This is a genomic window from Lacrimispora sp. BS-2 (assembly GCF_040207125.1).
Classification (GTDB): domain Bacteria; phylum Bacillota; class Clostridia; order Lachnospirales; family Lachnospiraceae; genus Lacrimispora.
The window spans coordinates 1,152,849-1,177,290 of the sequence record NZ_CP157940.1 but is presented as its reverse complement, the minus strand read 5'-3'; the positions used below and the strand labels follow the sequence as shown (position 1 = coordinate 1,177,290).

27 protein-coding genes are annotated in these 24,442 nt (G+C 41.4%); 9 read left to right on the top strand and 18 right to left on the bottom strand.

Annotated elements, in window-relative coordinates:
- Nucleotides 1–93: 93 nt before the first annotated feature.
- Nucleotides 94–1,770: a S8 family peptidase gene (locus ABFV83_RS05620; RefSeq protein ID WP_349947945.1), complete on the top strand. Its 1,677-nt coding sequence runs from the start codon at nucleotides 94–96 to the stop codon at nucleotides 1,768–1,770.
- A 25-nt stretch (nucleotides 1,771–1,795) separates the two neighbouring features.
- Here the strand turns inward: ABFV83_RS05620 and mscL are convergent, their stop codons facing one another.
- The 15 genes from mscL to ABFV83_RS05545 form a co-directional block, all read right to left on the bottom strand.
- Nucleotides 1,796–2,290: a large conductance mechanosensitive channel protein MscL gene (gene mscL / locus ABFV83_RS05615; RefSeq protein ID WP_349947944.1), complete on the bottom strand. Its 495-nt coding sequence runs from the start codon at nucleotides 2,288–2,290 to the stop codon at nucleotides 1,796–1,798.
- Nucleotides 2,291–2,508: 218 nt separating this feature from the next.
- Entirely contained in the window at nucleotides 2,509–2,709 is a 201-nt protein-coding gene (locus ABFV83_RS05610) for a hypothetical protein (protein WP_349947943.1), read from the bottom strand.
- A 122-nt stretch (nucleotides 2,710–2,831) separates the two neighbouring features.
- Entirely contained in the window at nucleotides 2,832–3,302 is a 471-nt protein-coding gene (locus ABFV83_RS05605; RefSeq protein ID WP_349947942.1) for a (2Fe-2S)-binding protein, read from the bottom strand.
- Nucleotides 3,303–3,326: 24 nt separating this feature from the next.
- On the bottom strand, nucleotides 3,327–4,157 hold the full coding sequence (locus tag ABFV83_RS05600) for an FAD binding domain-containing protein (RefSeq protein ID WP_349947941.1): 831 nt from the start codon (nucleotides 4,155–4,157) through the stop codon (nucleotides 3,327–3,329).
- Nucleotides 4,154–6,478: a xanthine dehydrogenase family protein molybdopterin-binding subunit gene (locus ABFV83_RS05595; RefSeq protein ID WP_349947940.1), complete on the bottom strand. Its 2,325-nt coding sequence runs from the start codon at nucleotides 6,476–6,478 to the stop codon at nucleotides 4,154–4,156. The genes ABFV83_RS05600 and ABFV83_RS05595 overlap by 4 nt, the downstream gene beginning before the upstream one ends.
- Before the next feature lie 21 nt (nucleotides 6,479–6,499).
- Nucleotides 6,500–6,691: a hypothetical protein gene (locus ABFV83_RS05590; protein ID WP_349947939.1), complete on the bottom strand. Its 192-nt coding sequence runs from the start codon at nucleotides 6,689–6,691 to the stop codon at nucleotides 6,500–6,502.
- A complete protein-coding gene (locus tag ABFV83_RS05585) occupies nucleotides 6,678–7,598 on the bottom strand; it encodes a YIEGIA family protein (RefSeq protein ID WP_349947938.1) in 921 nt (306 codons plus the stop codon). The genes ABFV83_RS05590 and ABFV83_RS05585 overlap by 14 nt, the downstream gene beginning before the upstream one ends.
- A 185-nt stretch (nucleotides 7,599–7,783) precedes the next feature.
- On the bottom strand, nucleotides 7,784–8,596 hold the full coding sequence (locus ABFV83_RS05580) for a MurR/RpiR family transcriptional regulator (protein ID WP_349947937.1): 813 nt from the start codon (nucleotides 8,594–8,596) through the stop codon (nucleotides 7,784–7,786).
- 128 nt (nucleotides 8,597–8,724) lie between these two features.
- Nucleotides 8,725–9,372, bottom strand: coding sequence for an N-acetylmannosamine-6-phosphate 2-epimerase (locus ABFV83_RS05575; RefSeq protein WP_349947936.1), 648 nt, complete (start codon nucleotides 9,370–9,372; stop codon nucleotides 8,725–8,727).
- 15 nt (nucleotides 9,373–9,387) lie between these two features.
- A complete protein-coding gene (locus tag ABFV83_RS05570; RefSeq protein ID WP_349947935.1) occupies nucleotides 9,388–10,881 on the bottom strand; it encodes a PTS transporter subunit EIIC in 1,494 nt (497 codons plus the stop codon).
- A gap of 401 nt (nucleotides 10,882–11,282) precedes the next feature.
- Nucleotides 11,283–11,849, bottom strand: a complete 567-nt coding sequence (locus ABFV83_RS05565; protein ID WP_349947934.1) for a thymidine kinase — start codon at nucleotides 11,847–11,849, stop codon at nucleotides 11,283–11,285.
- A 429-nt stretch (nucleotides 11,850–12,278) separates the two neighbouring features.
- Nucleotides 12,279–12,500, bottom strand: coding sequence for a heavy metal transporter (locus tag ABFV83_RS05560; protein WP_349947933.1), 222 nt, complete (start codon nucleotides 12,498–12,500; stop codon nucleotides 12,279–12,281).
- Nucleotides 12,501–12,519: 19 nt separating this feature from the next.
- A complete protein-coding gene (locus ABFV83_RS05555; protein ID WP_349947932.1) occupies nucleotides 12,520–12,729 on the bottom strand; it encodes a cold shock domain-containing protein in 210 nt (69 codons plus the stop codon).
- Between the two features lie 135 nt (nucleotides 12,730–12,864).
- Nucleotides 12,865–13,017 (bottom strand): CPC_1213 family protein, encoded by a 153-nt coding sequence (locus tag ABFV83_RS05550; RefSeq protein ID WP_349947931.1) that lies wholly within the window; start codon nucleotides 13,015–13,017, stop codon nucleotides 12,865–12,867.
- A gap of 310 nt (nucleotides 13,018–13,327) precedes the next feature.
- Entirely contained in the window at nucleotides 13,328–14,179 is an 852-nt protein-coding gene (locus ABFV83_RS05545) for a hypothetical protein (protein WP_349947930.1), read from the bottom strand.
- Nucleotides 14,180–14,677: 498 nt separating this feature from the next.
- Here ABFV83_RS05545 and ABFV83_RS05540 point away from each other — a divergent pair, with 498 nt between their 5' ends.
- From ABFV83_RS05540 to ABFV83_RS05525, 4 genes are all read left to right on the top strand, one after another.
- Nucleotides 14,678–15,235 carry a DUF4489 domain-containing protein gene (locus ABFV83_RS05540; protein WP_349947929.1) on the top strand — a complete coding sequence of 186 codons (558 nt, stop codon included), beginning with the start codon at nucleotides 14,678–14,680 and terminating at the stop codon, nucleotides 15,233–15,235.
- Nucleotides 15,236–15,385: 150 nt separating this feature from the next.
- Entirely contained in the window at nucleotides 15,386–15,673 is a 288-nt protein-coding gene (locus ABFV83_RS05535; protein ID WP_349947928.1) for an arsenic metallochaperone ArsD family protein, read from the top strand.
- On the top strand, nucleotides 15,664–16,176 hold the full coding sequence (locus ABFV83_RS05530; protein ID WP_349947927.1) for an ArsA-related P-loop ATPase: 513 nt from the start codon (nucleotides 15,664–15,666) through the stop codon (nucleotides 16,174–16,176). The genes ABFV83_RS05535 and ABFV83_RS05530 overlap by 10 nt, the downstream gene beginning before the upstream one ends.
- 131 nt (nucleotides 16,177–16,307) lie before the next feature.
- Nucleotides 16,308–17,009, top strand: a complete 702-nt coding sequence (locus ABFV83_RS05525; RefSeq protein WP_349947926.1) for an ArsA-related P-loop ATPase — start codon at nucleotides 16,308–16,310, stop codon at nucleotides 17,007–17,009.
- Nucleotides 17,010–17,241: 232 nt separating this feature from the next.
- On the opposite strand, the gene ABFV83_RS05520 is transcribed toward ABFV83_RS05525, so the two are convergent.
- Nucleotides 17,242–17,709 carry an exosporium glycoprotein BclB-related protein gene (locus ABFV83_RS05520; RefSeq protein WP_349948868.1) on the bottom strand — a complete coding sequence of 156 codons (468 nt, stop codon included), beginning with the start codon at nucleotides 17,707–17,709 and terminating at the stop codon, nucleotides 17,242–17,244.
- Here ABFV83_RS05520 and ABFV83_RS05515 point away from each other — a divergent pair.
- Entirely contained in the window at nucleotides 17,615–18,793 is a 1,179-nt protein-coding gene (locus tag ABFV83_RS05515) for a hypothetical protein (RefSeq protein WP_349948969.1), read from the top strand. The two genes, ABFV83_RS05520 and ABFV83_RS05515, sit on opposite strands and share 95 nt — an antisense overlap.
- A 1,652-nt stretch (nucleotides 18,794–20,445) precedes the next feature.
- Complete coding sequence (locus ABFV83_RS05510) at nucleotides 20,446–20,796, top strand: hypothetical protein (RefSeq protein WP_349947925.1); 351 nt, start codon at nucleotides 20,446–20,448, stop codon at nucleotides 20,794–20,796.
- Nucleotides 20,797–21,039: 243 nt separating this feature from the next.
- Here the strand turns inward: ABFV83_RS05510 and ABFV83_RS05505 are convergent, their stop codons facing one another.
- Nucleotides 21,040–21,684 carry a hypothetical protein gene (locus tag ABFV83_RS05505; RefSeq protein ID WP_349947924.1) on the bottom strand — a complete coding sequence of 215 codons (645 nt, stop codon included), beginning with the start codon at nucleotides 21,682–21,684 and terminating at the stop codon, nucleotides 21,040–21,042.
- Between the two features lie 185 nt (nucleotides 21,685–21,869).
- On the opposite strand from ABFV83_RS05505, the gene ABFV83_RS05500 reads away from it, so the two are divergent.
- Entirely contained in the window at nucleotides 21,870–22,145 is a 276-nt protein-coding gene (locus tag ABFV83_RS05500; RefSeq protein ID WP_349947923.1) for a hypothetical protein, read from the top strand.
- A 410-nt stretch (nucleotides 22,146–22,555) separates the two neighbouring features.
- The gene (locus ABFV83_RS05495; RefSeq protein ID WP_349947922.1) at nucleotides 22,556–23,773 is read left to right on the top strand and encodes a 6-phosphofructokinase; all 1,218 of its coding nucleotides are present in this window, start codon (nucleotides 22,556–22,558) and stop codon (nucleotides 23,771–23,773) included.
- Nucleotides 23,774–23,819: 46 nt separating this feature from the next.
- Here ABFV83_RS05495 and ABFV83_RS05490 read toward each other — a convergent pair whose 3' ends face one another.
- Nucleotides 23,820–24,203 carry an FAD-dependent oxidoreductase gene (locus ABFV83_RS05490; protein ID WP_349947921.1) on the bottom strand — a complete coding sequence of 128 codons (384 nt, stop codon included), beginning with the start codon at nucleotides 24,201–24,203 and terminating at the stop codon, nucleotides 23,820–23,822.
- Nucleotides 24,204–24,442 lie beyond the last annotated feature (239 nt).

Below are 24,442 nucleotides of genomic sequence, written 5' to 3'. Positions count from 1 at the left end.
TGCAGCCTGCTTACATATAACGCTCATATTGGAAGCAATGCTGCATAAAATATATCATATGCTCTAAGCAGATCTTATCAGGGAGATTTAATTATGGAAAAAATACTGGATAATAATTATTACGACTTGATTATAAGTAATTTATTAGTTCCTTCCTACGGTGTGGGCGATGATATTACATTGCTCAATGACAGGTTTTCCCTGCTGCATGTATCCAAAAATAATATGCAGCCATGTGATCTCGGCCAAACGCCTTACCACATTTTTCCAACCCTTTATACCCTTACTTCTACGGTTGCCCCTGCTGCACCAGAGATGGATGTGGCCGCGGCCCAAATGGATTATAACTTTTATGGACAGGGAATGGTTATTGGCATCGTGGACACCGGGATTGATTACCGGCATCCGGCGTTCATGAATAAGGATAAAACAACCCGGATTTTTTCCATATGGGATCAGACACAGCAAGCGGGAACACCTCCCAAGGATTTTACCTTTGGTACGGAATATACAAAAGCTTCCATAAATGACGCACTGCACAATGAAAATCCTTTTTCCGTTGTTCCTTCAACCGATGAAGTTGGCCACGGCACAGCCATTGCAAGCATCATTGCAGGATCTTCCGGCAATAACAATTCCTTTAGCGGCGTTGTTCCAAATGCAGAGCTGGCTGTCGTAAAATTAAAAGAAGCTAAGCCGAATCTTAAAATGATATTTTCTGTTTCAGAAGACAAACTATGTTTCCAGGAATCAGATATAGTTCTTGGAGTACGTTACTTAGTTTCCATAGGCCAGCGATTGAAACGTCCTATAATCATATGTATTGCTCTGGGCAGCAGTCAGGGCAATCATGATGGCAGGGGTATTTTGAGCACCTACTTAGAGACCCTGGTTCAGCAGCCTGATCTGGGTGTTTCCATATCCGCAGGAAATGAGGCAAACAACGGAAGGCACTATTTTAACAAAACCATTTCCGCACCCTACTTTAATGATTTCCAGTTAAATATTTCAGGAAATGACAAGCAGTTCTTCATGGAGCTATGGGCACATATACCCGGAAGGCTTTCTATTGAAATTTCTGCACCAAACCGGGAAACAATCCCATTTATTAATCCCACATTCAGCGAATGCCAAAAGTTTGTTTTTCAGAGCAGCCCAAGCATCGTCTGGGTAAATAACATGGTCTTTGAACGGGAAAGCGGCGACCAGCTGATTTTATTACGGTTTGAGAACCCCCTTCCCGGAATCTGGTATTTCCGTGTCCAAAGCACGGAAAATGAACCTTTTTCTTTTAATTCCTGGCTGCCCAGCGGAGACTTGATATCAACCAGGACCTTTTTTTTAAATTCCAATCCGGATATAACCATAACCTCTCCCGGGAATTCCAGACGTACCTTGACCGTTGCCGCTTATAATCAGCTGACCTCCAATATCCTGGATGAATCAGGAAGAGGTTTCACAAGAAGCGGCCTTGTTAAACCTGATATTGCGGCCCCCGGCTATCAGATCCCCTGTGCGCTTCCTGAAAACCAATATGGATCCTTAACAGGCACCGGCGCTTCTGCTGCCATTGCAGCAGGTGCATCTGCTATCATTTTTGAATGGTCCCAGGGCATGGGTAACTTCACTTATATTACAGGCGAACAAGTAAACCGCATGATTGTAAGAGGAGCACTGCGTAACCCTGCCTACAGCTATCCCAACAATATATGGGGATTTGGGCAGCTGGATGTAAACCGTGTATTAGATCGCCTTTCCACACTCTTATAATTTACAGCCCCGGATTTCTATCTCTTTAATCTTCCTGCGCTGTTTCCGGCTGTATATCCAGCTGGCTTGTACAATTAGGACAGCGGGTAGCATTTATATTGATCCGGGTAAAGCAATATGGACACTCCTTGTCCGCAGAAGCAGCCGGCTCTGCCTGCTGCTTCTTTCCGCGCAGGGAATTAATTACCTTTATCATCATGAAAATAACAGAAGCCATGATTAAAAAGTTAATAACAGCCGTGATAAAGGAACCATAAGCAAATACCGGCCCCAGAGCCTGTGCGGCCTGAAGCGTGGAAACATCTGTACCTTGCGGAGCAGCATACAAAAGTGCGAATTTATTGGAGAAATCTACTCCTCCGGTAATCACTCCAATCAGGGGAGATATGATATCCTTTACCAGGGAATTGACAATCGCCTGGAAAGCAGCGCCGATAATAACACCAACTGCAAGGTCCACCACATTTCCGCGCAAAACAAATTCTTTAAACTCAGCTATAATACCTTTTTTATTTCCCATTGGCATTCATCCTCTCTTACAGATTTTTAGAAACCTGTTGGTAAACTTTGGAATTATATTATCATAAGACAGTAGACTTCGCAATTATAGATAAGCTGTCAAGTGGATATTCGCAATCCGCGACCCACCACTTAATGCTTTTCGCATATGATGTAGGGGACTTACTTGATTCGTTTAAAAAGCGGGTCCGGAATACCGGATACCCGCTCATCCTGCTATCAGCCTTGCCTATCTTTTAGTACCTCTGCAGCATGGATCATTGCATCCATCTCTGAAACCGGCACAATATGCCTCTCTTTTTGCTTCTGCACAAGGATCAACGTTACTTTTGTTACAGCATCTATTATCACAGCACTTATTGTCACAGCAATTGTTGCGGTTGCAGCCGCAAGACCAAGAATTAGAACATCCCATATCATACACCTCATCTTATAATTATACCTTATTGTATGGGCTAACCAGACAAGATGTGAATCACATATATAAATAACTTTTTCGTAAAAAGCTGTTTGAAAAAAGCTCAGATACAACCCCGTATTTCTCAATTATAATTCCCTGATAGTATTGATTTTACGGCATTCTCGATTTCCTCATAACCAGTACACCTGCAAAGATTGGATTGCAGCCATTCTTCTATAACAGGATCATCAGCATCGGGCTTGTACATGGCCAGTGCATGGCAAACCATAAGAAATCCAGAGGTACAGTAACCGCATTGAAATCCCCAGTTTCTTATAAATGCATCTTGTATGGGAGCGTTTTCTAACCCCTCCACTGTGGTTATCTTATGACCGATTGCCTCTGCCGCCAGCATCAGGCAGGCTTTGACAGGCATGTCATCAACCAATACCGTACAGGCACCGCAATCTCCGTTCTCACAGCCGCTTTTGGCTCCTGTTAAAGATAATTCTTCCCGAAGGACATGAAGCAGAGTGTAGGATGGCTTAACCATAACGGCTTTGTCTTCACCATTTACATTAAGAACAATGATACTGTTACCTGATAAATGCATATAATCCCTCAATTCCTGAAAGGATCATCCGATCTTTTCAAAATTAATAAACATTTCCCGAAGCATATTTTCCAATACAAATTCTTTATACTCCCTGCTTCCTGATAAATCACTTTTGCAATCACTGTGAACTAAATTTATGACCTTTTTAATTTTCTGTTCCACGTTATATATTTTATGGTTTATGATTCTTTCTGATAAAATGACAGGATTATTGCCATACCCGGTAATCGCCGCTTTTATGGCCTTTTTATTTTTTACTGCCGCCATGGTAATCAATGGATAATCTATTTTCTCCTGTTTGGTTCTTTTTACATGATTGTAAGGTAAATTCAGATCACTTTCTTCAATCAATATGGATACCAGAAATTCTCCTTCTTTTAGCTGCATCTTTCCACGAAACACCTCTAAAAATGGTAATTCGGCCAATCCTCTCCTTGTCATTACCTGCAAGGAACAATCACTTATCATCAACGGTAAGGCTGCCTCCCGGTACTTGATTGTGCCGGCCAGATTGCCGCCTATGGTAATTTTTCCCTGAATCGTGTGATCTGCAATTCTTTTTATGGTTTTGGACAGCAGGGGATATGCATTACATTCCCCAATGTTTGTCAGGGTCTGTGCTGCTCCAATCCTGAATTTCCCGCCGCTCACCTCAAGCTGGCTGCATTCCGGTATTCCTTTCAAATCAATGACCGAATCAAATTTTATACCATTTACCCTGGCCATACTGATAATTTCCGTACCGCCCCCATAATAAATAGGCTTTTTGTTATTTGAGCGCAAGTCATGATAGCAGCCGAATGCTTCCTCCATGCTTTCTGGTTTGTAGTAATCAAAATCAAAAGGAATCATAGTTTAGACTTTTCCCTCCATATGAATTCAGGCGTAATGGGGAGCTGGTTTACATCGATTTTAGCCGCCAAAGATATGGCATTAGCTAAAGCGGCAGATATTCCAATAATACCGTGTTCTCCAATGCCTCTGGCTCCATAGGGCGCATCAATCTGAGGTGTCTCTACGAAATCAACCAGATATTCCGGATTTTCTCCGTAGCGAATCATTTTATAGGTGCGAAAGCTTGTATCTTCTACAATTCCCTCTTCATTGTAAACAAAATCCTCACTGGTACCAAGTCCAAGCCCCATGCACATGCCTCCCATGACCACCCCTCTTGCAGTCTTGGGATTTATGACCTTGCCTGCATCAATCACAGTAGCCGCTTTTAACAGCCGGTAGGTATGCTGTCTGGTATCATATTCAATTTCAACAGCCTGGGCACCTACCGTCCAGCTCCGGCCGGGCGTCCCCCGTCCCGATGCCTCATTAAGAGGTGTAAGATGATTCATGACATAGCTGCCTCGTCCAATAACCGGTCCTTTAAGGGAATTGCCATTAGGAAACTTGTAGCCTTTTACCAGATCCTCAAACATGATATAACGCTCTGGATCATGCTTTACAAAAATCATCTTATTCTCAAAGTCCAGTTCCTCAGCAGGACAGCGCAGAGCAATTGACGCCAGGTCCAGAAGCTGGGATATGGCATCGTCAGCCGCATTCAATACGGCCCGCCCTACCATGTAAGTTGTCATGCTGGCAACGGTTTTCCATAAATACGGGGTTGACTGGGTATTTACATCCAGCTTTACATAAACGTCATTGACACTGATTCTCATTTTTTCAGCCAATATCTGCGCTGCCGTTGTTTTCATCCCCGGCCCTATCTCAGCAGCACCACAATCCAGATTCACGCTTCCATCAGAATTAAAGGTTAATACAGCGCTTGCGCCTGCATCTGTGGGGGTATCAGAGGTTTTGATCAGACAGCTGATTCCTTTTGCTCTGACCAAACCATTTTCTCCTGCTATGCAGGCGCCTTCCTTCCAGTTAATGATCGTTTTTAGTCTCTCAAGGCATTCTGCCGCATTCCCAGTATTGCTGGCAGTGACTTTGACAAGGGTTGGAGTCAAATCGCCAGCCTTTACCAGGTTTAAAAGCCTTAACTGGAAAGGATCCAACCCTATTTCGTATGCCAACTTATCCATCATTCTTTCCAGACAAAAAGTACGTCCCTCATGTCCAAAACCACGGAAAGAGGTTATATAAGGATGGTTTGTGTATACGCTGTAGCAGTCACATTGGAGATTTGGTATTCGATATGGCCCGGCACAATCAACTGCGATTGCTTTTGTTATCTTGGGAGAAATATCGGAATATGCCCCCGTATCGATCTGGAATGTCATTTCAGCCGCCATGATCTGGCCGCTCTTTTTCACTCCCATTCTTATGGTTCCTTCCAGCCCCAAATGACATGGAGAGGTGACCATATCTTCCTCTCTCGTATTTGTCAGGTTGATCCATTTTCCTTTTACATTCATTGCCGCGATCACTGCCAGAATCTCTGGCTGCACACACGCTTTTCCTCCGAATGCACCGCCGACCAGGGGAACCTGGACGACAATCTTTCCTTCCGGAATATTAAAATACTTGCTGAGGGACTCCTTGACCTCATATGGCGTTTGAGAGGATGTCTTGATCATTACACTGTCATCCGGCATGATCATGCAGTGAACTGCCCTGGTTTCCATGGCAGCGTGATCAGACTGAGGCAGGGAAAAGCTGCCCTCTGCAATAATTTCGCTTTCCAGCCAGCCTTTCTGCATATCGCCTTTTCTGATTTTTTGGTGATGGCAGATATTGGTTCCTTTTACAGGATAGACCTCCTCAGCTGCTTTTGTATATGACATGAGAGCTTCATGTATTATAACAGGATTCTTTTTAAAAGCTTCTTTCAAGGAATTTACAACGGGCAGGGGCTTATACTCTACAAGTATCTTTCCCGCTGCAGCCTTTGCCTGCATTTCATCATCTGCAACAACAATGGCAACCGGTTCGCCGTAATAGCGGACCTTTTCTCTGGCTAAAGGAAGCCTGTCCTGAAGCATGGATCCACACATCACCTGATGATCTTTTGCCGTGATGACCGCTTTTACCCCTGGCATTGCAGAGGCTTTACTGGTATCTATGGATACGATTTGGGCATGAGCATGAACACTTGTTAATAATCTGGCGTAAAGCATAGGAGAATCCGTGAAATCATTTGTGTATTTAGCCAGGCCTGTTACTTTATTTTTTGCCTCTTTTCTTACCGTATTTTTTCCCAGCTGGGTTTCCATTGACCGCCTCCTAAAAAGATTCTACCTGCTGATTAATAAGTGATCACCATTTTTTAGCTGCACCACATCGGCTCGAAGCGCCTTCCCTAAATCTGTCAGACATATTTCGCGCTCCTCTGAATCTGGTATATAAAGAGTCAAAGGGTCGCCTGATATGATTCTTTCTTTGTTATCTGTTATATAAACCAATATCTCCGGACTACTCTGCCCCATTGATATCCCCTCCAATATTAATATCCATAATTGTATTGATTTTCCTGCTGTTTTCCAGTACGGGTGTTTTCTTAATTACATCTATTATAGCATCAGGATCACGAATAATTGGTATAAAAGCCAGTAGCAGCTTTCCTGTTTTATAGTTTTTTCTGGTAAAACTGTACCTCTTCACGCCAAAGGTCCTGGTAGCCTCAAAAAGCATGGCCTGCCTCTGTCCATAATTCTCAATCGTGATTCTGAATTTATCGCTTTTCGGCTCTATGACAATACCGATTCCCTCTTTTAAAAATAATTCTCTGATTCTCTCAGTTCCCAGCACATTGGTAACATACATGCCATCCACAAGCAGATCCGAATGGTCTATGGTTATTTTTCCTTCTTTTATATTGCAGATATCACCGATGCATTTACCTTTTGTTATTCTTGTCAGGAAATAAATCATACAAATGCCGCTGACTGCAGCAATCATTAAGTTTATAACCAGACTTTCTACAGATAAGATACTTAAAACCAGCACAACAAACAGGGAAGTAAGCATGGATAAATAATTTCTGGATTCATAGGTCTTGGCAATGCCGTCAATATAAGCGGCCCCTCTTTTTGAATATTCTGTTTTTTCCAGATCCTCAAGACTGTCTTTTTCTGTTTTTCTCACTTCCCGGAAATGCTGGATGGCTAAGGCAATAAAAGTAACTGCCGTGAATTCTTTATCTAACAGAGCCGGTATCGCAACAGAGCCCAAAGCAGAAGCCAGAATTCCTATCACTATATTAATAAAAACACCGGTAGGATAACTGGGGTTTTGACGTGTATCAATGCGGAGGGTAACGAAACGTGCAATTGTCCCCATCACGATACCGCACAAGATGATAACAAGATCATGAAATGCTATTGTTTTCTCCATAATTTTATAATGGCATCACTTGTGAAACCATAATTCTCCAATCTTAATTTTAAATTATTATCTCCTTTTCGTGCCACAATATGCAGAAAACAGAAGTACACCAAGAATCCTGCCATAAAAAAACCAGGAGCGGCTTTGAAATGGGAATTCAAAGCCGCTCCTGGCACTTCTTATTTTACTGCATTCTATTTTAAATGAGACTGTTTGACAATGGTTTCCACCGTAATATTCATCTTTTTCTTCCGGACTTCATCCTTTAGAAGAATCAGGCAAAGAAGATCGATCGTATAGAGAGTCGACAACTGACTGTTTACAAATCTTTCCTGATCAACAAACAATGGATTTACTACGGGAAAACAAAAATCAGCGCATTGTGCGATCGTACTGTCGGTAAAGCTGGTCAGGCAGATAAGCTTTGCTCCATTTTGTTTCGCAGCCCTGACAGCATTGACAACTTCTGCCGTTTCACCGGATATGGAAATTGCAATTACCAGATCTCCGGGGCCCAAAATTGAGCTGTAAATCACCATTAAATGAGAATCGGTCACACTTTGTACATGAAATCCCATACGGGATAAGCGGAGCATGGTCTCACAGGCAGTCAGTCCTGAGGATCCCACTCCGAAAATATAGATATTTCCTGCCGTGACAATCTGGTCTGCCAGATACTCCAATGCCTTCTTATCTATCATCTGATTGGAATGTTCGATTACTGTCTTGTAAAAATCATAAACCTGAGTCACCAGATCATCCGAATGGGCAATCTTGTTTCCTGCCCCTGCGCTTCCAAGCTGGATTTTCAGCTCTGCAAAAGATTTTCCTCCAACTTTTTTACAGAAGCGTGTTATTGTACCGTCAGATACTCCCACAGTAGCTGCCAGAACAGAGATATTCATATTCCGGATATTATTGCCTTCCTTCAAAATGTAATCCGCGATACTTCGTTCTTTATCTGTAAACGTATTATATTTTTTTTGAATTGATGAAAGAATGTCCATATTGATACCTCTTGTGCTTTCGTCTTTAATTTGTGAAAATTGAACCCATATTATATAAAGTGTTCTTATTATATCACTTTTTAGTAAAAACGAAAAGATTTCAGAGGAAACAGAAGGAAGGCGTAAATTTATTTATTAACCTTTGACACTGCCTCGGCAAATCCACGGGTAATGCATTGAGGGCGTGTGATGGCAGTTCCTACTACTACTGCGTAGGCTCCTGATTCAATGGCCCTTGCAGCCTGCTCCGGTGTGTTAAAATTTCCTTCTGCTATAACAGGATGGGTACATTTGGCAATCAAAGACTTTAGAACCTTAAATTTATCCAGTCCTTGAGACTGAGGCGTATATCCCAACAGGGTCAGGCCCACAAAATCAAAACCAATTTCGTCCGCGCGCAGTCCCTCTTCTTCTGTTGAAATGTCTGCCATAAATTTTTGGTGAGGATATTTCTCATGAAGCTTATAAAGAAAATCCACATCCTGATTTTTGGTGGCATCCACCGCAACTACATCAACTCCGGTCCGGACCAGCGCGTCTACCTCTGCAAATGTGGGGGTGATATAAGGCTTGCCTTCCTCATACACTTTTTTGATAATTCCGATAATCGGAAGATCCACATTTTTCTTGATTTCTTTAATATCTTCCACGCTGTTCGCACGAATACCGACTGCGCCTCCCTCTTTTGCTGCCAGAGCCATACGCCCCATGATAAATGAACTGTGCAGGGGTTCCTCCGGAAGCGCCTGACAGGATACAATCAAACCTCTATTCATAAGTATCACATCTCCCTATTCTTCGCCGATTATGTCGTTTATTTTTGATTTTATCAGATCTGCCTTAGCTCCGAATATTGCCTGAATGCCGCCTTTCACCTCCAGTACGGCTGCTGCGCCTTCCCGCTTAATGGCTTCTTTATCAACCTTACTGATATCCTTTACCGCCACACGCAGACGGGTAATACAAGCATCACAATCTTCAATATTTTCCTTGCCGCCTAACGCTGCAAGCACGCGAAGAGCCGTTTCAGCAATTGTACCCTTTGTTTCCACATTTACCTCATCATCTTCTCCTTCCTCGCGGCCTGGAGTAGGGATATTAAACTTTGTGATCAGGAAACGGAATAATACATAATACAGAATCGCCCAGAATACTCCCACCACCACTACATAGATCCAGTGAGTTTTTGCATTGCCCTGCAGGACTCCAAATAAGGTAAAGTCAATGATTCCGCCGGAAAAGGTGTTTCCGATACGAACGCTTAAAAGATCGGCAATCGCAAAGGAAAGACCATCCAAAAATGCATGAACCACATACAGCCACGGAGCTACAAACAGAAACATGAATTCAATGGGTTCCGTAATACCTGTTAAAAATGATGTTAGAGCCGCTGAGAAGAATAAACCAAATACCAATTTACGGCGTTTTTGAGGAACACAGTGATACATTGCAAGGCATGCTGCCGGTAAACCGAAAATCATCGTATCAAAACGGCCTGCAAAAAATCGCGTACCCTCGGTGTACATTCCTGTAAAATTAGGATCAGCCAGCTGGGCAAAGAAAATTTTCTGGGCACCTGCAATTTCCTGTCCTCCTACCGTGGCAACTCCGCCTAATTCCGTATACCAGAACATGGGATAAATCATATGATGCAGGCCTACCGCTCCGCAAAGCCTCATCAAAAATCCATACAGAAATGTTCCAAAGACTCCCATACTTGCAATGGCCTGGCCGCAGGAAACCAATAATGACTGAAAAGGAGGCCAGATCAGGAAGAATATTGCACCCACAAAAATTGCCGCAAATGAGGATATGATCGGTATAAAACGTGAGCCCCCGAAAAATCCCAGAAACGGCGGCAGCTGTATATTTCGGTACCGGTTATGGAAATAAGTAACCATACAGCCAATAACAATAGAGCCTACAACACCGGTATCAATTGTGTTGCCATCCGGCTTAAAGACTGACAGCAATGCGCCGATTGACGCATTCATGACCAGAAAAGCAACCGCAGCTGCCAGGCCTGCCGTTCCTTTGTCCTTTTTTGCAAGCCCCACTGCCAGACCAATACACATGATGAGTGACAGATTCCCAAACACCACTTCTCCCGCTTTACTCATAACAGTAAATAATGCCTGCAGAGCAAAGATGTTCAAAAATGGATAAGCCGCAATGGTGTTTGGATTGGACATTGCCCCGCCTATCCCTAACAGAAGACCTGCTGCCGGAAGAATGGCGATTGGTAACATAAATGCCTTACCTAATTTTTGAAGCTGCTTAAACATAAATATATACCTCCTCCTAAGGCGCATATTGTACAAGTGCTGTTTCAATATGCCATTTTTTTTGGTTACTTTTATTATATTTTATAAAATTATTTTAGTCAATGCTTTTTTAATAATAATTATTTTAGTCAAGCATTTATAGTAATTTGAGTGATTTAACAGGTATTGCAGCGGTTAAGGGAAATTAAAGTGATCGATCTGACAAAGGAGGTTATGATGGCAATTTGAATCGTATTTTCTTTGAAGTGAACAAATTGACTGTTTTCCAGACAATTAGCATATATGTGAACATGCCTTTACAGGCATTTGAAATAACAGAAACGAATGTATGTTCTTTTGCGGCTGCTTTTTTACCGGGGCCAACGCCCCGGCTGATAGTAAGCATATGAATTTGTATCAATCTATTGTTTGATTTTACCTTCTTTATAGTGTTTACGGCACAATGAAATGTATTTATCATTTGCCCCCATTAATATTTGCTGCCCTTTTCTGACTATGTTCCCATCTTTATCAATTCTTGCATTCATATTGGCACTGTTACCGCACCAGCAGACTGTTTTTAATTCCTCAATTTCATCTGCCAGTTCCATCAAGCGTTTGGAGCCTGGAAAAAGATGGGATGTAAAGTCCGTTCTAAGGCCGTAACAGAAAACTGAAATATCGTATTCATCAACCACATTAGAAAGATGTTCAATATCATTTTCTGAAAGAAATTGTACTTCATCTACAATGATTGTATCCAATTCCTTGATTGAATTATAATCGTAACCCTTGAACTCAGACCATAAAATGCAATTTGCTTCCAGCCCGATCCTTGATCTGATTTTCGTTTTTTCATCTCTGGTTTCTGCATCAGGCTTTATTAATAAAACGTTTTTTCCCTTTTCCATGAAATTATATCTGGTCATGAGTGCATTAGCCGTTTTAGAGCTTCCCATTGCGCCATATCTAAAAAATAATTTAGCCATTTTTTTCTCCTCTGTTATAGATATAATATGTCCATGTTTCATGTTAATGTAACATGAAATCATGAAGACTATAATAAAATAAATAAATCATTTTTACAATAGCTATAACTGTAAATTAGCTGATCGAACATTTCAGAACTGTTCTTGGCTGTTATTCCTCAGATGCCTGTCTTTCTCTCTCCCACCTTCGGCTAAGAACAATTTACCGGAACATGTAATTGCAGTGACTGTAAAATAACAAATTTGCAGCTTTTATCCGCTTCGCTGCTTGATTCGGTTAAACTCTTTGTAACAAAAAAAGAATAGGGACTTTTTTCCCTACTCTTATATAATATGAATTGTCTACCACAAGGTAGTATATTTTTATATTAGCATAAAAAGTTTTATAAATTGGCATTCATTCAAAAATCTTTTTCACAGATTCTATTCTTAGAAGTCGCTGGATTGGCTCTTTATATTGCAGCCAACATTTTCGATACAAGATTTAATTGTATTTTCGTCCGTTGACTGATTGTATCCGACTTCAATGGAACCTCTTGCTGCATCAACATTGACCATAGTAATTCCTTCTATTTTGTCTAATGCATTTTTAAGCTGAGTCTTAATCTCTGAATTCTGTATGCCTGATATATCATAATGAATTTTGTTCATAAGATAACTCCTTTACAATTTAATTTTTATGGACGTTAAAAGCACTTAATCCTTTATCATCTTGCTTAACGTCAAAATTAACAGACTGGCCCTCATGCAAATCTTTATTATGAGTTTTTTCTTTGACTTGTGAATGATGTACAAAAACATCCTGACCTTCGTTTGTTGAGATAAAGCCATAACCTCTTTCGTTATCAAACCATTTAACTACACCAGTATAATTAGACATGTTGAAAACCTCCTCGCAAATCGTCTATAAACCGATAAAAGTCTCATAGAAACTATTCCCTTACATATAGAAATAGTTTCTATATTTGCCTGCTTTTTTCGGCTGAACGTGAGATATTTTAATGATATTTAGAGTCTATGATTCTTTATCTTTCGAATTATCTGCCTTTAACCCGAATACAGCTCGAGCGCTTTCTGCCTGCGGATTATGCTTAATATGCTTTGAACGAAAAGTACCATCTTCTTTTTTATGATTTTTTGTACTTTTTTTTGAATTATCGTTGCTCATGGTCTGCCTCCTTTTATTATAAATCTATTTTTTAGTATGGCATTCCTTTAAAATTTCATTCTATGATTGGTTTCCAACTTAAACCAGAAAATTGTTTGGGGCGGTTTGCAGGTTTGTGTACCCTTTTAATTTTGAAATGCACCCGTTACTGGTAATGGTTAATCAGGTACCTTGCCTGCTCTTTCATATAGTCAACTATTTCTTTTGGCTCTGTTACTTTGGCTAAAGTCCTTATAAAAAGAAGAAGCCGGCAGGATCGTGGAAATCCTGCAGGCTTTTTGAAAAGAAGTTTTATATTTTTAATTTCTGTTTATCTTAGTACGCCGTTTTCATCTGGAATAAATGTCTTTGAAGATGTAAGCATGCGTCCATCTTTTTGAAGATAGTATGTATTGCCCTCCAGGGTAATGAAACCTGTTCTCATAATTCCGGTCTCAGGATCCAGGTAATACCAGTCATTGTTATCACTCAGCCATCCTGTATATACCAAGCCGTTGGCATCATAAAAATACCAGGAACTGTCTTTTTTTATCCAGCCGGTTTGCTTATCTGATGTACCGGAATTTGGGAATACCATAATCTTTGAAACAGTATTATCATTCGACCAGACCAGGCAATTGCGTCCTTTTGACAGGTTATGGACTGTAACAATGTTTCGGGTTAAATATGGAAACAGTTTACTTTGATCAGTTATGCTGTATTGCTTCCCTGTATCAGAGGTGAGGATTCCAGTCTGCCCGTCTGAGTTTATATTCATAGACGCTACAGTTACGTATTCCGGAACCTGGTAATCAGCCGGGACTTTACAAAGCACTACAACGGCATTTGATATGGGCGGCAGACTAAGGGTCATAGCCGGGCTAATATCAGCATAGATAAATTCACCATTCTGTATCTGTCCTGCGGTTACTGGATCTCCGCTGACGGAGTTTAAAATCCTTGACTCAGCGGAAAGGTTCAGGATGATTTCCTGACCTGCGCTGGCACCGTCTTTCCGTGTCATACGAAGTCTGTCTTCGGAAACTGAGGTTACTGTTCCGTAGATACGTATGGAGTTAGGCAGTGAAACCGGCTCCTCTGCTTGTGTTACAATAGCACTTCCTGATAGCACTAACGCCAGGGAACTGATGCCGGTTATCAATAACTTTAAAAACTTATTCATGTTTTATCCTCCTTCTTTTTATAAAATTAGTATAACAGCAAAACCCAAATTTTGGCATTACAATATATTTACAATTTGCTTAATGAAACTTGCAATTTACAATTCGGCTTGTTAAGATATTACGTTTTTCCTAATTATAATTTAAATTGCGCCTTTCTGGCAGTCCAGTGCATCTAAGTGATATGGGGATTTCCTCTTTGTTTTTTAGTAAATACATATATGAGGATACCAATTTTTTTCCTGAATATTTCATCTGGCTTTCAGAACGTACGTTCTCCCTGGGTTGTATCCCATTTCTTGCATAGCTTAGTACGTTCCAAATTGCACCTCCAACAGAGAGCAAATAAGTATCATCTGTAGAGAACTTTATAACACCTGATTATACTGCACTGTAAATATCAGGGTAAAATCACGGAGAATTAGTTTTAGAATATAATAGACTATGAAGATATAGACAACTTCTTTAAAAATGTAAAATCAGGATAAGGAGGGCTTTTTATGAATGCCAGTGAATACGATGGTAGATGCGAAGATATAGAAACATGTTATGATTGTGAGCATAAATGCAGTGAGCATAAATGCGTTTGTAAATTTGAAAGAATACCAAAACCTCTAAAACCTAATAGAACACGCCTGAAATGTGGTGTGTCGTCAGGATCTGTAACACTTCCTGTTGCGACTCTTCCCGGAGTTACATTTACATTAGCTACTGTAAATGTAGAAACAAAAGGTATGAAACATCCATGTATTCAATTAGAATTTGCAAGTAATATCATTACTACTGCTGCATCTCTAATTCTTAATTTCCAGATTTTTAAACAATGCAGAAATCAATTGGCACCTATTCCTATTGGACGAACTTGGACATTTTTATCACTTGATGAAGTTACGGATGGTAATAACTTCTCATTCTCTATATGTGATTGTGATCTGACCTGTGATGAATGCTGCATCTATAGTGTTATAGCTACTCAAGCTGACGTTTCTTTAGGTATAGCAACTATTAACAATTCATCTCTTACTGCTGTTATTGTTGATGCTGCGTGTGAATACTAAGGTGAAAGATTACAGTTACTCTTTGAACTTAGGAGGCAGAAAGGCGAGTCCTTACTATTGGGATACTCGCCTTTATTTATATACTATTCAACTGGTCTATGTGTTGATCTCCTGCACGCCACTATTTCTTCCAGTACATATGTGGAACCGATGAGCCAGCCGGCCTTTGTGGATTCCTATCCGCTCCAATCCTCCTCATCCAATCTGCTGCGCCTTGAAAAACCAGATTTTATGGCTAGCAGCAACACAAAAGATATTCGTCAAAATATCATCATCGACAAGGGACCGGACAGCTTGCCCGTTGCTGTGATGGATGGAAAAATCGTTCTAGCTGGCAGGTACCCCATCAATACGGAATTTACGGAATGGCTGGATCTGCCCGCCAGTCTGCTGGGGAAGCCAGCGGAAAAGGCGCAAGGAAATGATGGGTGCTGCTAATCAGTACCGACCCAGCCTCTAATTTGCAGGACGTTTTTTCAATAGCGTTAGCAAACAAGGGGACACAGATTTCTGACGTGCCTAAATTGGTTGTGGCTAACCAGGATCCAATTCAAACCGCCCCTGAATATCGTGAAAGCGTCACATTCAATGAATTTTCCAGCTTTATCACAGCCGGCAAGGTGCAACAGGAATATGACCATATCATTTTTGACACTGCACCCACTGGTCACACTCTGCGTATGCTCCAGCTTCCATCCGCATGGAGTAACTTTATCAGCGAAAGCACTCACAGTGCGTCCTGTTTGGGCCAGCTTTCCGGTCCGGAAAGCAAAAAAGAGATTTACAAACAGGCTGGGGAAACTCTGGCAAATGGGGACCTGACCATATTAATCCTTGTAACGCGCCCCGAATCAGCACCGTTTAAAGAAGCGGCTAGGGCTTCCGGTGAACTTTCCTCACTGGGCGTTCACAATCAATGCTGGTTATCAATGGTGTACTAATTCAGCGATGCGCTTTCTTCCAGCCTTTATGAGAAACAGCAGGCCGCATTTAACGCAATGCCGGAGCACTTACAAACGCTTCTGCGCTATATGTGCCATTGCGTGCCCATAACGTCACGGGACCGGAAAATGTGCGTGCCTTGCTGAATACCGACCATGTGACTGTACGGACGGAAACACTGAACGCTGCCCACATCCCTACGCTGAATAATATAATAGGCCAACTGGCGGCAGGCGGTAAACGTGTTATTTTCACCGCGGGTAAGGGAGGCGTAGGAAAAACTACTGTCGCCGCTGCTATCGCGTTGGGCCTCGCAAAACCCGGAAAAAAAGTTCATCTTACTGCCACTGACCCCGCCGCGCATCTGAAATTTGTATTGGATGAAAACTGCGGCATTTCTATGAGCCACATCGACGAGGTCAAAGAACTAAAAAAGTACCAGTCTGAAGTGCTCCGCAAAGCCCGGGCGTCTGATATAAGCGACGAGGATATTGCCTATGTTGAGGAAGATTTCCGTTCTCCCTGTACACAGGAAATTGCCATATTTAGTGCCTTTGGGAAAATAGTAGAAAAAGCCGACAATCAGGTAGTGGTAATTGACACTGCGCCTACCGGCCACACTCTGCATTTGCTGGAATCCACACAAAGTTACAATCATGAAATTCAGCGAACAAAAGGTGAAATTCCTGACTCAGTAAAAAAACTCCTGCCACGGCTAAAATCCGATAAAACCAAAGTTCTTATTGTGACTCTGCCCGAAGCACCCCCTGTTTATGAAGCATTACGTTTGGAGGATGATTTGAAGCGGGCAGGTATATCCACTCAATGGTGAATTATCAATCCGTCCTTGTCCGGCACTGATACCACTAATCCCATATTGGCGGCAAAGGCGGCATATAGGTCCCGTACCACCTGTAATTTAAGAAAAACGGTAAAAACATTTGAGAAGCTGCAAAAGGAAAACGGGACGTCTGCGAACAGACGCCCCGCCCCTATACTTACTCGTTCAAGACAGCATTATCGTTTTAGAAACACACGATTGTAAGGGCTGCTTTATGAGCCTCTTAGGAAATAGCAAGGCCAGCACTGGCATATCCTGCGACGGTGGCTACTAAATCAAGACCAGCCGTGACGTCTGCGGAGAATACCAAAAGCAACCTTGTTCCTATGGTAACAGGAATGTTCAGCCCGGTGGTGACACCGCTGCTGATATTACCAATAGAAATTAATCCCGAAAGTGGTGGCGCTAGCGTAACCACTGCGCCCGGCACCTCAACGAAGATGTTGTTAGGTGTGGTTGATTGGAACAACTGAGCGGAGACTGTTACGGTCGAGCCAATCAGGCTGAGCCCAGCGCTAATGCTCAAATAACCGGCCAAGGAGGTAATAATCCCAGACCTGGGCACGGAGAACGCCAAGTTTGTCAGGCCCTGCAGATTGATTGTTCCGCTGGCAGCTGAGATACCGGGAAGGTTGCTCCCGAATCCAACTGCACTGGAGGTATTAAGCAATCCTCCAAGTACTGTGGTCAAAGTAACGGGTGTACCAGATGCAAACGGAATAATTGCTCCATCGCCCGCCAAGCCGGTGGCACCAGTGGGACCGGTTGGGCCAGTGGGGCCAGTGGGGCCGGTGGGGCCAGTGGGGCCGGTGGGGCCAATTGGTCCCGTATCACCAGTAGGTCCGGTTGCTCCAATCGGGCCGGTTGGCCCGGTTGGGCCAGTGGGGCCAATTGGTCCCGTATCACCAGTAGGTCCGGTTGCTCCAATCGGGCCGGTTGGCCCGGTTGGGCCAGTGGGGCCAATTGGTCCCGTATCGCCAGTCGGCCCGGTTGGTCCTGTGGATCCAGTTGCACCAATCGGTCCGGTTGGCCCGGTTGGGCCAGTGGGGCCAATTGGTCCCGTATCGCCAGTCGGCCCAGTTGGTCCTGTGGATCCAGTTGCACCAATCGGTCCAGTTGGCCCGGTTGCGCCGGTTGCGCCAGTTGGGCCAATTGGTCCCGTATCGCCAGTCGGCCCAGTTGGTCCTGTGGATCCAGTTGCACCAATCGGTCCGGTTGGCCCGGTTGCGCCGGTTGGGCCAATTGGGCCTGTATCACCAGTTGGCCCGGTTGGTCCTGTGGATCCAGTTGCACCAATCGGTCCAGTTGGCCCGGTTGCGCCGGTTGCGCCAGTTGGGCCAATTGGTCCCGTATCGCCAGTCGGCCCGGTTGGTCCTGTGGATCCAGTTGCACCAATCGGTCCGGTTGGCCCGGTTGCGCCAATTGGTCCTGTATCACCAGTAGGTCCGGTTGCTCCAATCGGTCCGGTTGGCCCGGTTGCGCCGGTGGATCCGGTTGCTCCAATCGGTCCAGTTGGCCCGGTTGGGCCGGTTGCGCCAGTTGGGCCAATTGGTCCCGTATCGCCAGTCGGCCCGGTTGGTCCTGTGGATCCAGTTGCACCAATCGGTCCGGTTGGCCCGGTTGCGCCAATTGGTCCTGTATCACCAGTAGGCCCAGTTGCTCCAATTGGTCCTGTAGGCCCGGTTGCACCAATTGGGCCCGTTGGCCCTGTAGGTCCAGTTGCTCCAATTGGACCAGTTGGCCCTGTAGCTCCCGGGCAGCCTTTAGGCCCTTGACACCCCCTAGGCCCTGTCGGCCCGGTTGCGCCACAACAACAACGACGACAACAAGAACAACGCTTATCATTAGACTCTATATTATTATTCATATAGAATTTCCCCTCTATAATTATTTGCTTATATATGGAAACATTATAAAGAATTTTAATTCTTTATACTCATAGAATATGTCTAATTGTACAGGTCTGTTAATTATATGCCGGCTAGTACATTATTCAGGATATGCTAATAAAAATCCCAAGAAATTCATTATCCTAAGTCAGTATTATAAACAGGTACTTTATTAATAAAAAGATAAAAAAGTAAGTAAAAATATCCCATAGATAAAAGAGAAAAATCAAGTCCACCGCCTATTCATATAAATTACTATTTAGTTAACATGTTGTACATTGATAACTTAATATTGAAAGTTAATAGTGAGCGGTGTATCCTTAACTTTAAAAATCAGAATTTGGCGAGGTATTATATTTTGAAAAGAAATGGATTATCATATGATGAATGAAATGTATAGTTTTAAAAGATATGTCTGAGAAAAAGTAAATACCGTTTTTTTTAGGGATACATTGGACTTATGGATATAAAAGAGGTAAGTGAAATACAGACATTGAAATTCAATGGCCTGCTTGTGAGCATACAATCAAGAACCGGATCAGTATAAATACTTCGGGTGAGATTTATTTATATTTTACTGATGCAGTGCCAACAGGTGGATTGTTTTTACAAGAAAACATACTGTATATTTCCGCCTAATAATCATTTTCTTGTGCATCCATTTTGTATATATACATTACGGACTGTTGTTCAATGCTTAATCTTTTATTGAGTTTTTAGTAAATTGAGGATTTTACATTGTTTTGGTGAAAAATATCTGATATATTAAGCACGTAACCATGAGTTTAGTTTTATAAGAAAGGAATTAATATGAAAAAGCTACATCTGTTAGTATCTAGTATTATAATTATTTTAATGTTTTCAATCAACGTTTTTGCTTCAGCACACGAAATTGAATCAACGGTCAAACCGTAAAAGTTGAAACAATAGGTGACGTTCAAGTAGTTAATATTAAGGCTTCTTTATATAATTGTGATTATTCAAATGGTGAACTGGTTAATGGAGAGATAGTTTATACTTCTTCAGAGAATGAAATATCTATGATAAGATCAATGGGATCATTTGATTTTACAATAAATAATAAATATAGCATATATTTGGAATACAACACTTTTCCTACTTGGACCTTTACAATACAAGCAAAACGGTTGAATAAAAAAACGATGCAACTTATACATCTAGTGATCATTATTATATTATATCTATATTGCAAGACATAAAAATTCTGTATTTTTCGTATAAAGGTAAAGCAGATAATATAAAAAGGGGGCATTAAATTTACAAATGTGCCAACTGGTACAAATTCAGCCATACAAGTAAAAAATGAGACTAAACTACCCAATTCAGATACGTATTTAGACGGAAACTGGTACTACTACCTTTAAGTAAAAACCAAAGGAGTATAATATAATAATCATGAAAGGTAAATGATTTTGAAAATCAATCTTTTTTTAGTATTAGCCATTGCATTATGACTATCAGGATGTAGGAATGGATCAAATAGCAATGGATACGAAACAAATGTTGAGATTGAACCTATGCCATCAGATAATAAGCTAAATGAATATACAGCTCTTTATACTGATGTTGAATACAAATATGGAAAAGAGATATATGGGCAGTCAATCCGGATAGATGTAAAAAATGACGATTTTGCTAATATTCCTAATTCTGACTTTGTAGAGTTCGTAAGAATATGTAGTAAAATGAATGATAATATTGTTATTGCTTTTGAAGACAATACGGCAATTATTTTTACTAATACTTATGAATATGGCAAATATGGAATTTGGGATTTAGATCTCGGGATAACCGAAATAATCGGTGAATACAGTTTGGATGAAAATAATCATTATATATATAAAGAATTATCCAAACAAGAAGAATGAAAAATAACTATACCACATAATGCATTTTTATGGACAAGTATTCTTGCTCTGACTTGTTGACTTCTAAGAGGGAGCATCTCAAAGTTTGTGTAGACCTTCAAACGCCACACTTCCATCTCCAGACGCAACAAAAAGCGCCATCTTTACAACAGCGCCTTTTTCATTATATACCACGATACTATTTTAACATATCATAAACGGAAAATATGGAAAAAGTAAATACTCTTTACTTCAAACTTATTATTAAGAATAATTCGCAACAAAATTAGATTTATACCATTGCATTCTTCTCAGAACTAAATCATCACTATATTCATTTTCAGTCCCAAACTTATCCCCTCTTTCATATAACAGACTATAAGCAGAAAATTTTGCCGAAATAATCAAACTTCCTCTAAGTAATCTAACAACATAACGAGAACTGTCACTGGGACGCTCATCCGAATATGGTTCAAAGCTATCATACTCAACTTCCCATAAATCCTCTGATACCTCATAATTTTCAAAACCACATTCATGTTCCAAACAAGAATCAACTTTTTCTAAATTCAATCTGAAATAACACCACTCGTAATCATTATCTATGTTCTCGAATATTATATTTTGGGGTTTGCAAATTTGATCACAGCCATTAAAATTCAATTCTATGAAACCATTATATTTTGACAAACTGGCTCCACATAATTGAAGACTGCCACCTTGGGGATAATACATGAAAGTTATTTCTTTACACGACCTGATTGTATTTAATACGTGAACAATTTCTTTTTGACTTTTCCATTCAGCGTGAACTGGAATATTATTAGAAAACAATGATCGTATTTTCTCTTCCCATTTCGGTAAATTCTCACTCCTTAATTTTATCTCTTGTTCAGAAAAATTTATCATAATTTGTCCTTTCGCAGCGCTTTTCTTTGCATACTTCTATTTTACTTTAACATATTGTTACTAAAAAGTTAAGCATTTTCAATGATATCAATCAGTTATATTCAAAGAATACTGTAAAGATTCATCCATAGGTATTACCAATCATTCAAAAGTATTACCATGAAGCCATTGGCATAGGCAGACCTATGTTGTTTGGAAGAACTCAAAAATTTCACGATTCGTATAGATACATTGAAAATTCATTTAGAAACTCTCTGTTGAAGATAGAATCCGAACTTGGCATTTGGGGCCATGTACTACATGACGGCAGGCATGCTTTTTCTACATTCGCAAAAGAATACGGTATTAATGAATATGCCAGGAAAAAATTTATGGGACATTCTATAAAAGATTTAACAGATAGAGTTTACACTCACATGGACATTGAATGGTTTAGAACAGAAATAGAAAAGCTTTTATAGTGTTGCATAGTTTGCTGTATAGCATGTTACCACCAGTGCGATTTTATAATCCTCTAATTTCATAATTATTCATTTATAATTGGCTATCATTACATAAATCAGCAGTTATCACTTACAATAAACTAATATTATTCATTCACAGTTTCTTCACAAGACGTACAAAATTTATTTACAGCTTCTACAAACTTTTTTCACATCTATGCTCTATACTTAAGACAGTAACAAGAAGAACTCCAATACTTGTTAAAATTAAAACTTTTTTTCATAACTGGCCGGTGGAAGTCACATTTCACCGGCTCCTCCCTTTTTATGGGCCATTTATTTCCCGAAATTACCGTTGCAAAGAAACTCTTTCTATTATAGAATAGGGAAGGTGCCAGTGGCATATGCAAACTTGGAGGATATTATACATGAAGAAAAATGCAATCGTAGGACAATCCGGCGGACCGACCGCTGTGATCAATGCAAGCCTTTACGGCGTCATCAAAGAAGGAATGGCTCATGAAGAAATCGGCCGGGTTTACGGGATGATCAATGGCATAGAAGGCTTCATGTCTGGTAATTATATGGATTTAACAGGTGACTTGACAGAAGAAGAACTGGAGCTTCTTAAATTAACACCTGCGGCTTATTTAGGCTCCTGCCGCTACAAACTCCCTGACGATCTGTCTTCTCCCTTTTATCCGGCTCTGTTCGAAAAATTCCGGGCTATGGATATCGGATATTTCTTTTATATCGGCGGTAATGATTCCATGGATACAGTAAGCAAGCTTTCCCGCTACGCAGACCATCATGGAAGCACCATCCGTTTCATTGGAATTCCCAAAACCATTGACAACGATTTGATTTTAACAGATCATACTCCCGGATACGGCAGTGCTGCCAAATATGTGGCCGATACCGTCCGTGAAATCGTTCTGGACGCTTCTGTCTATCAGCAAAAATCCGTCACCATCATCGAGTTGATGGGCCGCCATGCAGGCTGGCTCACCGCTGCCAGTGCGCTGGCCAGAAAATATGAGGGCGATAATCCCCTGCTTATCTACCTTCCAGAAACGGATTTTAATTTTGAACAGTTCGCATTAGATGTCAAAGCAGCCCTTAATAAACATAACTCCGTTATTATCTGTATCTCAGAAGGACTCTCCGATGCCCAGGGCAAATTCATATGTGAATATGCGGATGAAGTCCGTTTGGACACCTTTGGTCATAAAATGCTGACCGGAAGCGGTAAAATGCTGGAGAACTTTGTGCGTGACCGTTTCGGTGTAAAGGTCCGCTCCATTGAATTGAATGTAAGCCAGCGCTGCAGCGGCATGCTTGCTTCTGCAACCGACATAGAAGAATCCGTTCAGGCAGGCTCCGAAGGGGTGAAAACTGCTTTAAAAGGCATTACAGGCAGAATGATCGCCTTTTGCCGCACAGGAAATTCCCCCTATTCCATGGAATGCATCACCGTTGATGTCAATGAAGTGTGCAATCAGGAAAAGCGGTTCCCTGCCCAATGGATCTGCGGCAATGGCACAGATATCACCCCGGATTTTCTGGAATACGCCATACCGCTGATCCAGGGTGAGCCTCAAAGAAAGATGGAAAGCGGCAGACCCGTGTACCTTTACCGTAAATGATCACGATCTGCTTTTCAGGATCTTAAAATCCGTTCATTCATACGGGTCAAGAAAAGCGCCATGATCCTTTAAAAAAATTCTGAAGCTGTGCTGCGCCGATTGCGGCAATACCAATTCCCTGTTTTGCCGCAATCGCTGCAGCAGCACCTGCCCCTTCACTGATTGCCATCAGTATGGGCGTTACGCGGATCGCAGCACAGATTTGTATACGGGCAATGGCATCTTCAAACATTTTGTTCTGCAATAAATTGGATGCAGTCAATCGATAAGCACCGTTTATCTTACGGCTTTCCCGAATCCCGATATGCGGCCCTGTGGTAACAATAACCGCATTTTCAAATCCAGGGATGTATTTTCTCATAAAAACAACAATGGCATGTGCCTGTTTTCTGCCTTCTATCTCCGATTCCAGATCCTGCGGTCCTCCCATTCACGGCCCGTATGACGGTATGATAAAGCAGTTCAGCTCCAGCCTTCTTTAACCATGTTCTCCAGAACCAGTTTCATTCCTTCTGCTTCTCTAAATTGTCAAAATCCTCCAATCCATCGAGTCCGTTTCTGCTGGTATCCATCTATTTCCAAATGTTTACTATATTTATATCTTTTTGTGCATTTTTTGACAACATGCTTCATATATTCTTAATAAAGCCAATTTCTATTTTCATAGCA

What these genes read in the sequence shown, in the direction of transcription:
- ABFV83_RS05610 (WP_349947943.1), bottom strand. Translation starts at nt 2,709, where the DNA reads ATGATATGGGATGTTCTAATTCTTGGTCTTGCGGCTGCAACCGCAACA.
- ABFV83_RS05535 (WP_349947928.1), top strand. Translation starts at nt 15,386, where the DNA reads ATGAGCCAGCCGGCCTTTGTGGATTCCTATCCGCTCCAATCCTCCTCA.
- ABFV83_RS05500 (WP_349947923.1), top strand. Translation starts at nt 21,870, where the DNA reads ATGTTGTTTGGAAGAACTCAAAAATTTCACGATTCGTATAGATACATT.
- ABFV83_RS05595 (WP_349947940.1), bottom strand. Translation starts at nt 6,478, where the DNA reads ATGGAAACCCAGCTGGGAAAAAATACGGTAAGAAAAGAGGCAAAAAAT.
- ABFV83_RS05605 (WP_349947942.1), bottom strand. Translation starts at nt 3,302, where the DNA reads ATGCATTTATCAGGTAACAGTATCATTGTTCTTAATGTAAATGGTGAA.
- ABFV83_RS05565 (WP_349947934.1), bottom strand. Translation starts at nt 11,849, where the DNA reads ATGGCTAAATTATTTTTTAGATATGGCGCAATGGGAAGCTCTAAAACG.
- ABFV83_RS05495 (WP_349947922.1), top strand. Translation starts at nt 22,556, where the DNA reads ATGAAGAAAAATGCAATCGTAGGACAATCCGGCGGACCGACCGCTGTG.
- ABFV83_RS05570 (WP_349947935.1), bottom strand. Translation starts at nt 10,881, where the DNA reads ATGTTTAAGCAGCTTCAAAAATTAGGTAAGGCATTTATGTTACCAATC.
- ABFV83_RS05510 (WP_349947925.1), top strand. Translation starts at nt 20,446, where the DNA reads ATGCCATCAGATAATAAGCTAAATGAATATACAGCTCTTTATACTGAT.
- ABFV83_RS05575 (WP_349947936.1), bottom strand. Translation starts at nt 9,372, where the DNA reads ATGAATAGAGGTTTGATTGTATCCTGTCAGGCGCTTCCGGAGGAACCC.
- ABFV83_RS05620 (WP_349947945.1), top strand. Translation starts at nt 94, where the DNA reads ATGGAAAAAATACTGGATAATAATTATTACGACTTGATTATAAGTAAT.
- ABFV83_RS05540 (WP_349947929.1), top strand. Translation starts at nt 14,678, where the DNA reads ATGAATGCCAGTGAATACGATGGTAGATGCGAAGATATAGAAACATGT.
- ABFV83_RS05555 (WP_349947932.1), bottom strand. Translation starts at nt 12,729, where the DNA reads ATGTCTAATTATACTGGTGTAGTTAAATGGTTTGATAACGAAAGAGGT.
- ABFV83_RS05585 (WP_349947938.1), bottom strand. Translation starts at nt 7,598, where the DNA reads ATGGAGAAAACAATAGCATTTCATGATCTTGTTATCATCTTGTGCGGT.
- ABFV83_RS05600 (WP_349947941.1), bottom strand. Translation starts at nt 4,157, where the DNA reads ATGATTCCTTTTGATTTTGATTACTACAAACCAGAAAGCATGGAGGAA.
- ABFV83_RS05545 (WP_349947930.1), bottom strand. Translation starts at nt 14,179, where the DNA reads ATGAATAAGTTTTTAAAGTTATTGATAACCGGCATCAGTTCCCTGGCG.
- ABFV83_RS05580 (WP_349947937.1), bottom strand. Translation starts at nt 8,596, where the DNA reads ATGGACATTCTTTCATCAATTCAAAAAAAATATAATACGTTTACAGAT.
- ABFV83_RS05590 (WP_349947939.1), bottom strand. Translation starts at nt 6,691, where the DNA reads ATGGGGCAGAGTAGTCCGGAGATATTGGTTTATATAACAGATAACAAA.
- ABFV83_RS05490 (WP_349947921.1), bottom strand. Translation starts at nt 24,203, where the DNA reads ATGGGAGGACCGCAGGATCTGGAATCGGAGATAGAAGGCAGAAAACAG.
- ABFV83_RS05550 (WP_349947931.1), bottom strand. Translation starts at nt 13,017, where the DNA reads ATGAGCAACGATAATTCAAAAAAAAGTACAAAAAATCATAAAAAAGAA.
- ABFV83_RS05505 (WP_349947924.1), bottom strand. Translation starts at nt 21,684, where the DNA reads ATGATAAATTTTTCTGAACAAGAGATAAAATTAAGGAGTGAGAATTTA.
- mscL (WP_349947944.1), bottom strand. Translation starts at nt 2,290, where the DNA reads ATGGGAAATAAAAAAGGTATTATAGCTGAGTTTAAAGAATTTGTTTTG.
- ABFV83_RS05560 (WP_349947933.1), bottom strand. Translation starts at nt 12,500, where the DNA reads ATGAACAAAATTCATTATGATATATCAGGCATACAGAATTCAGAGATT.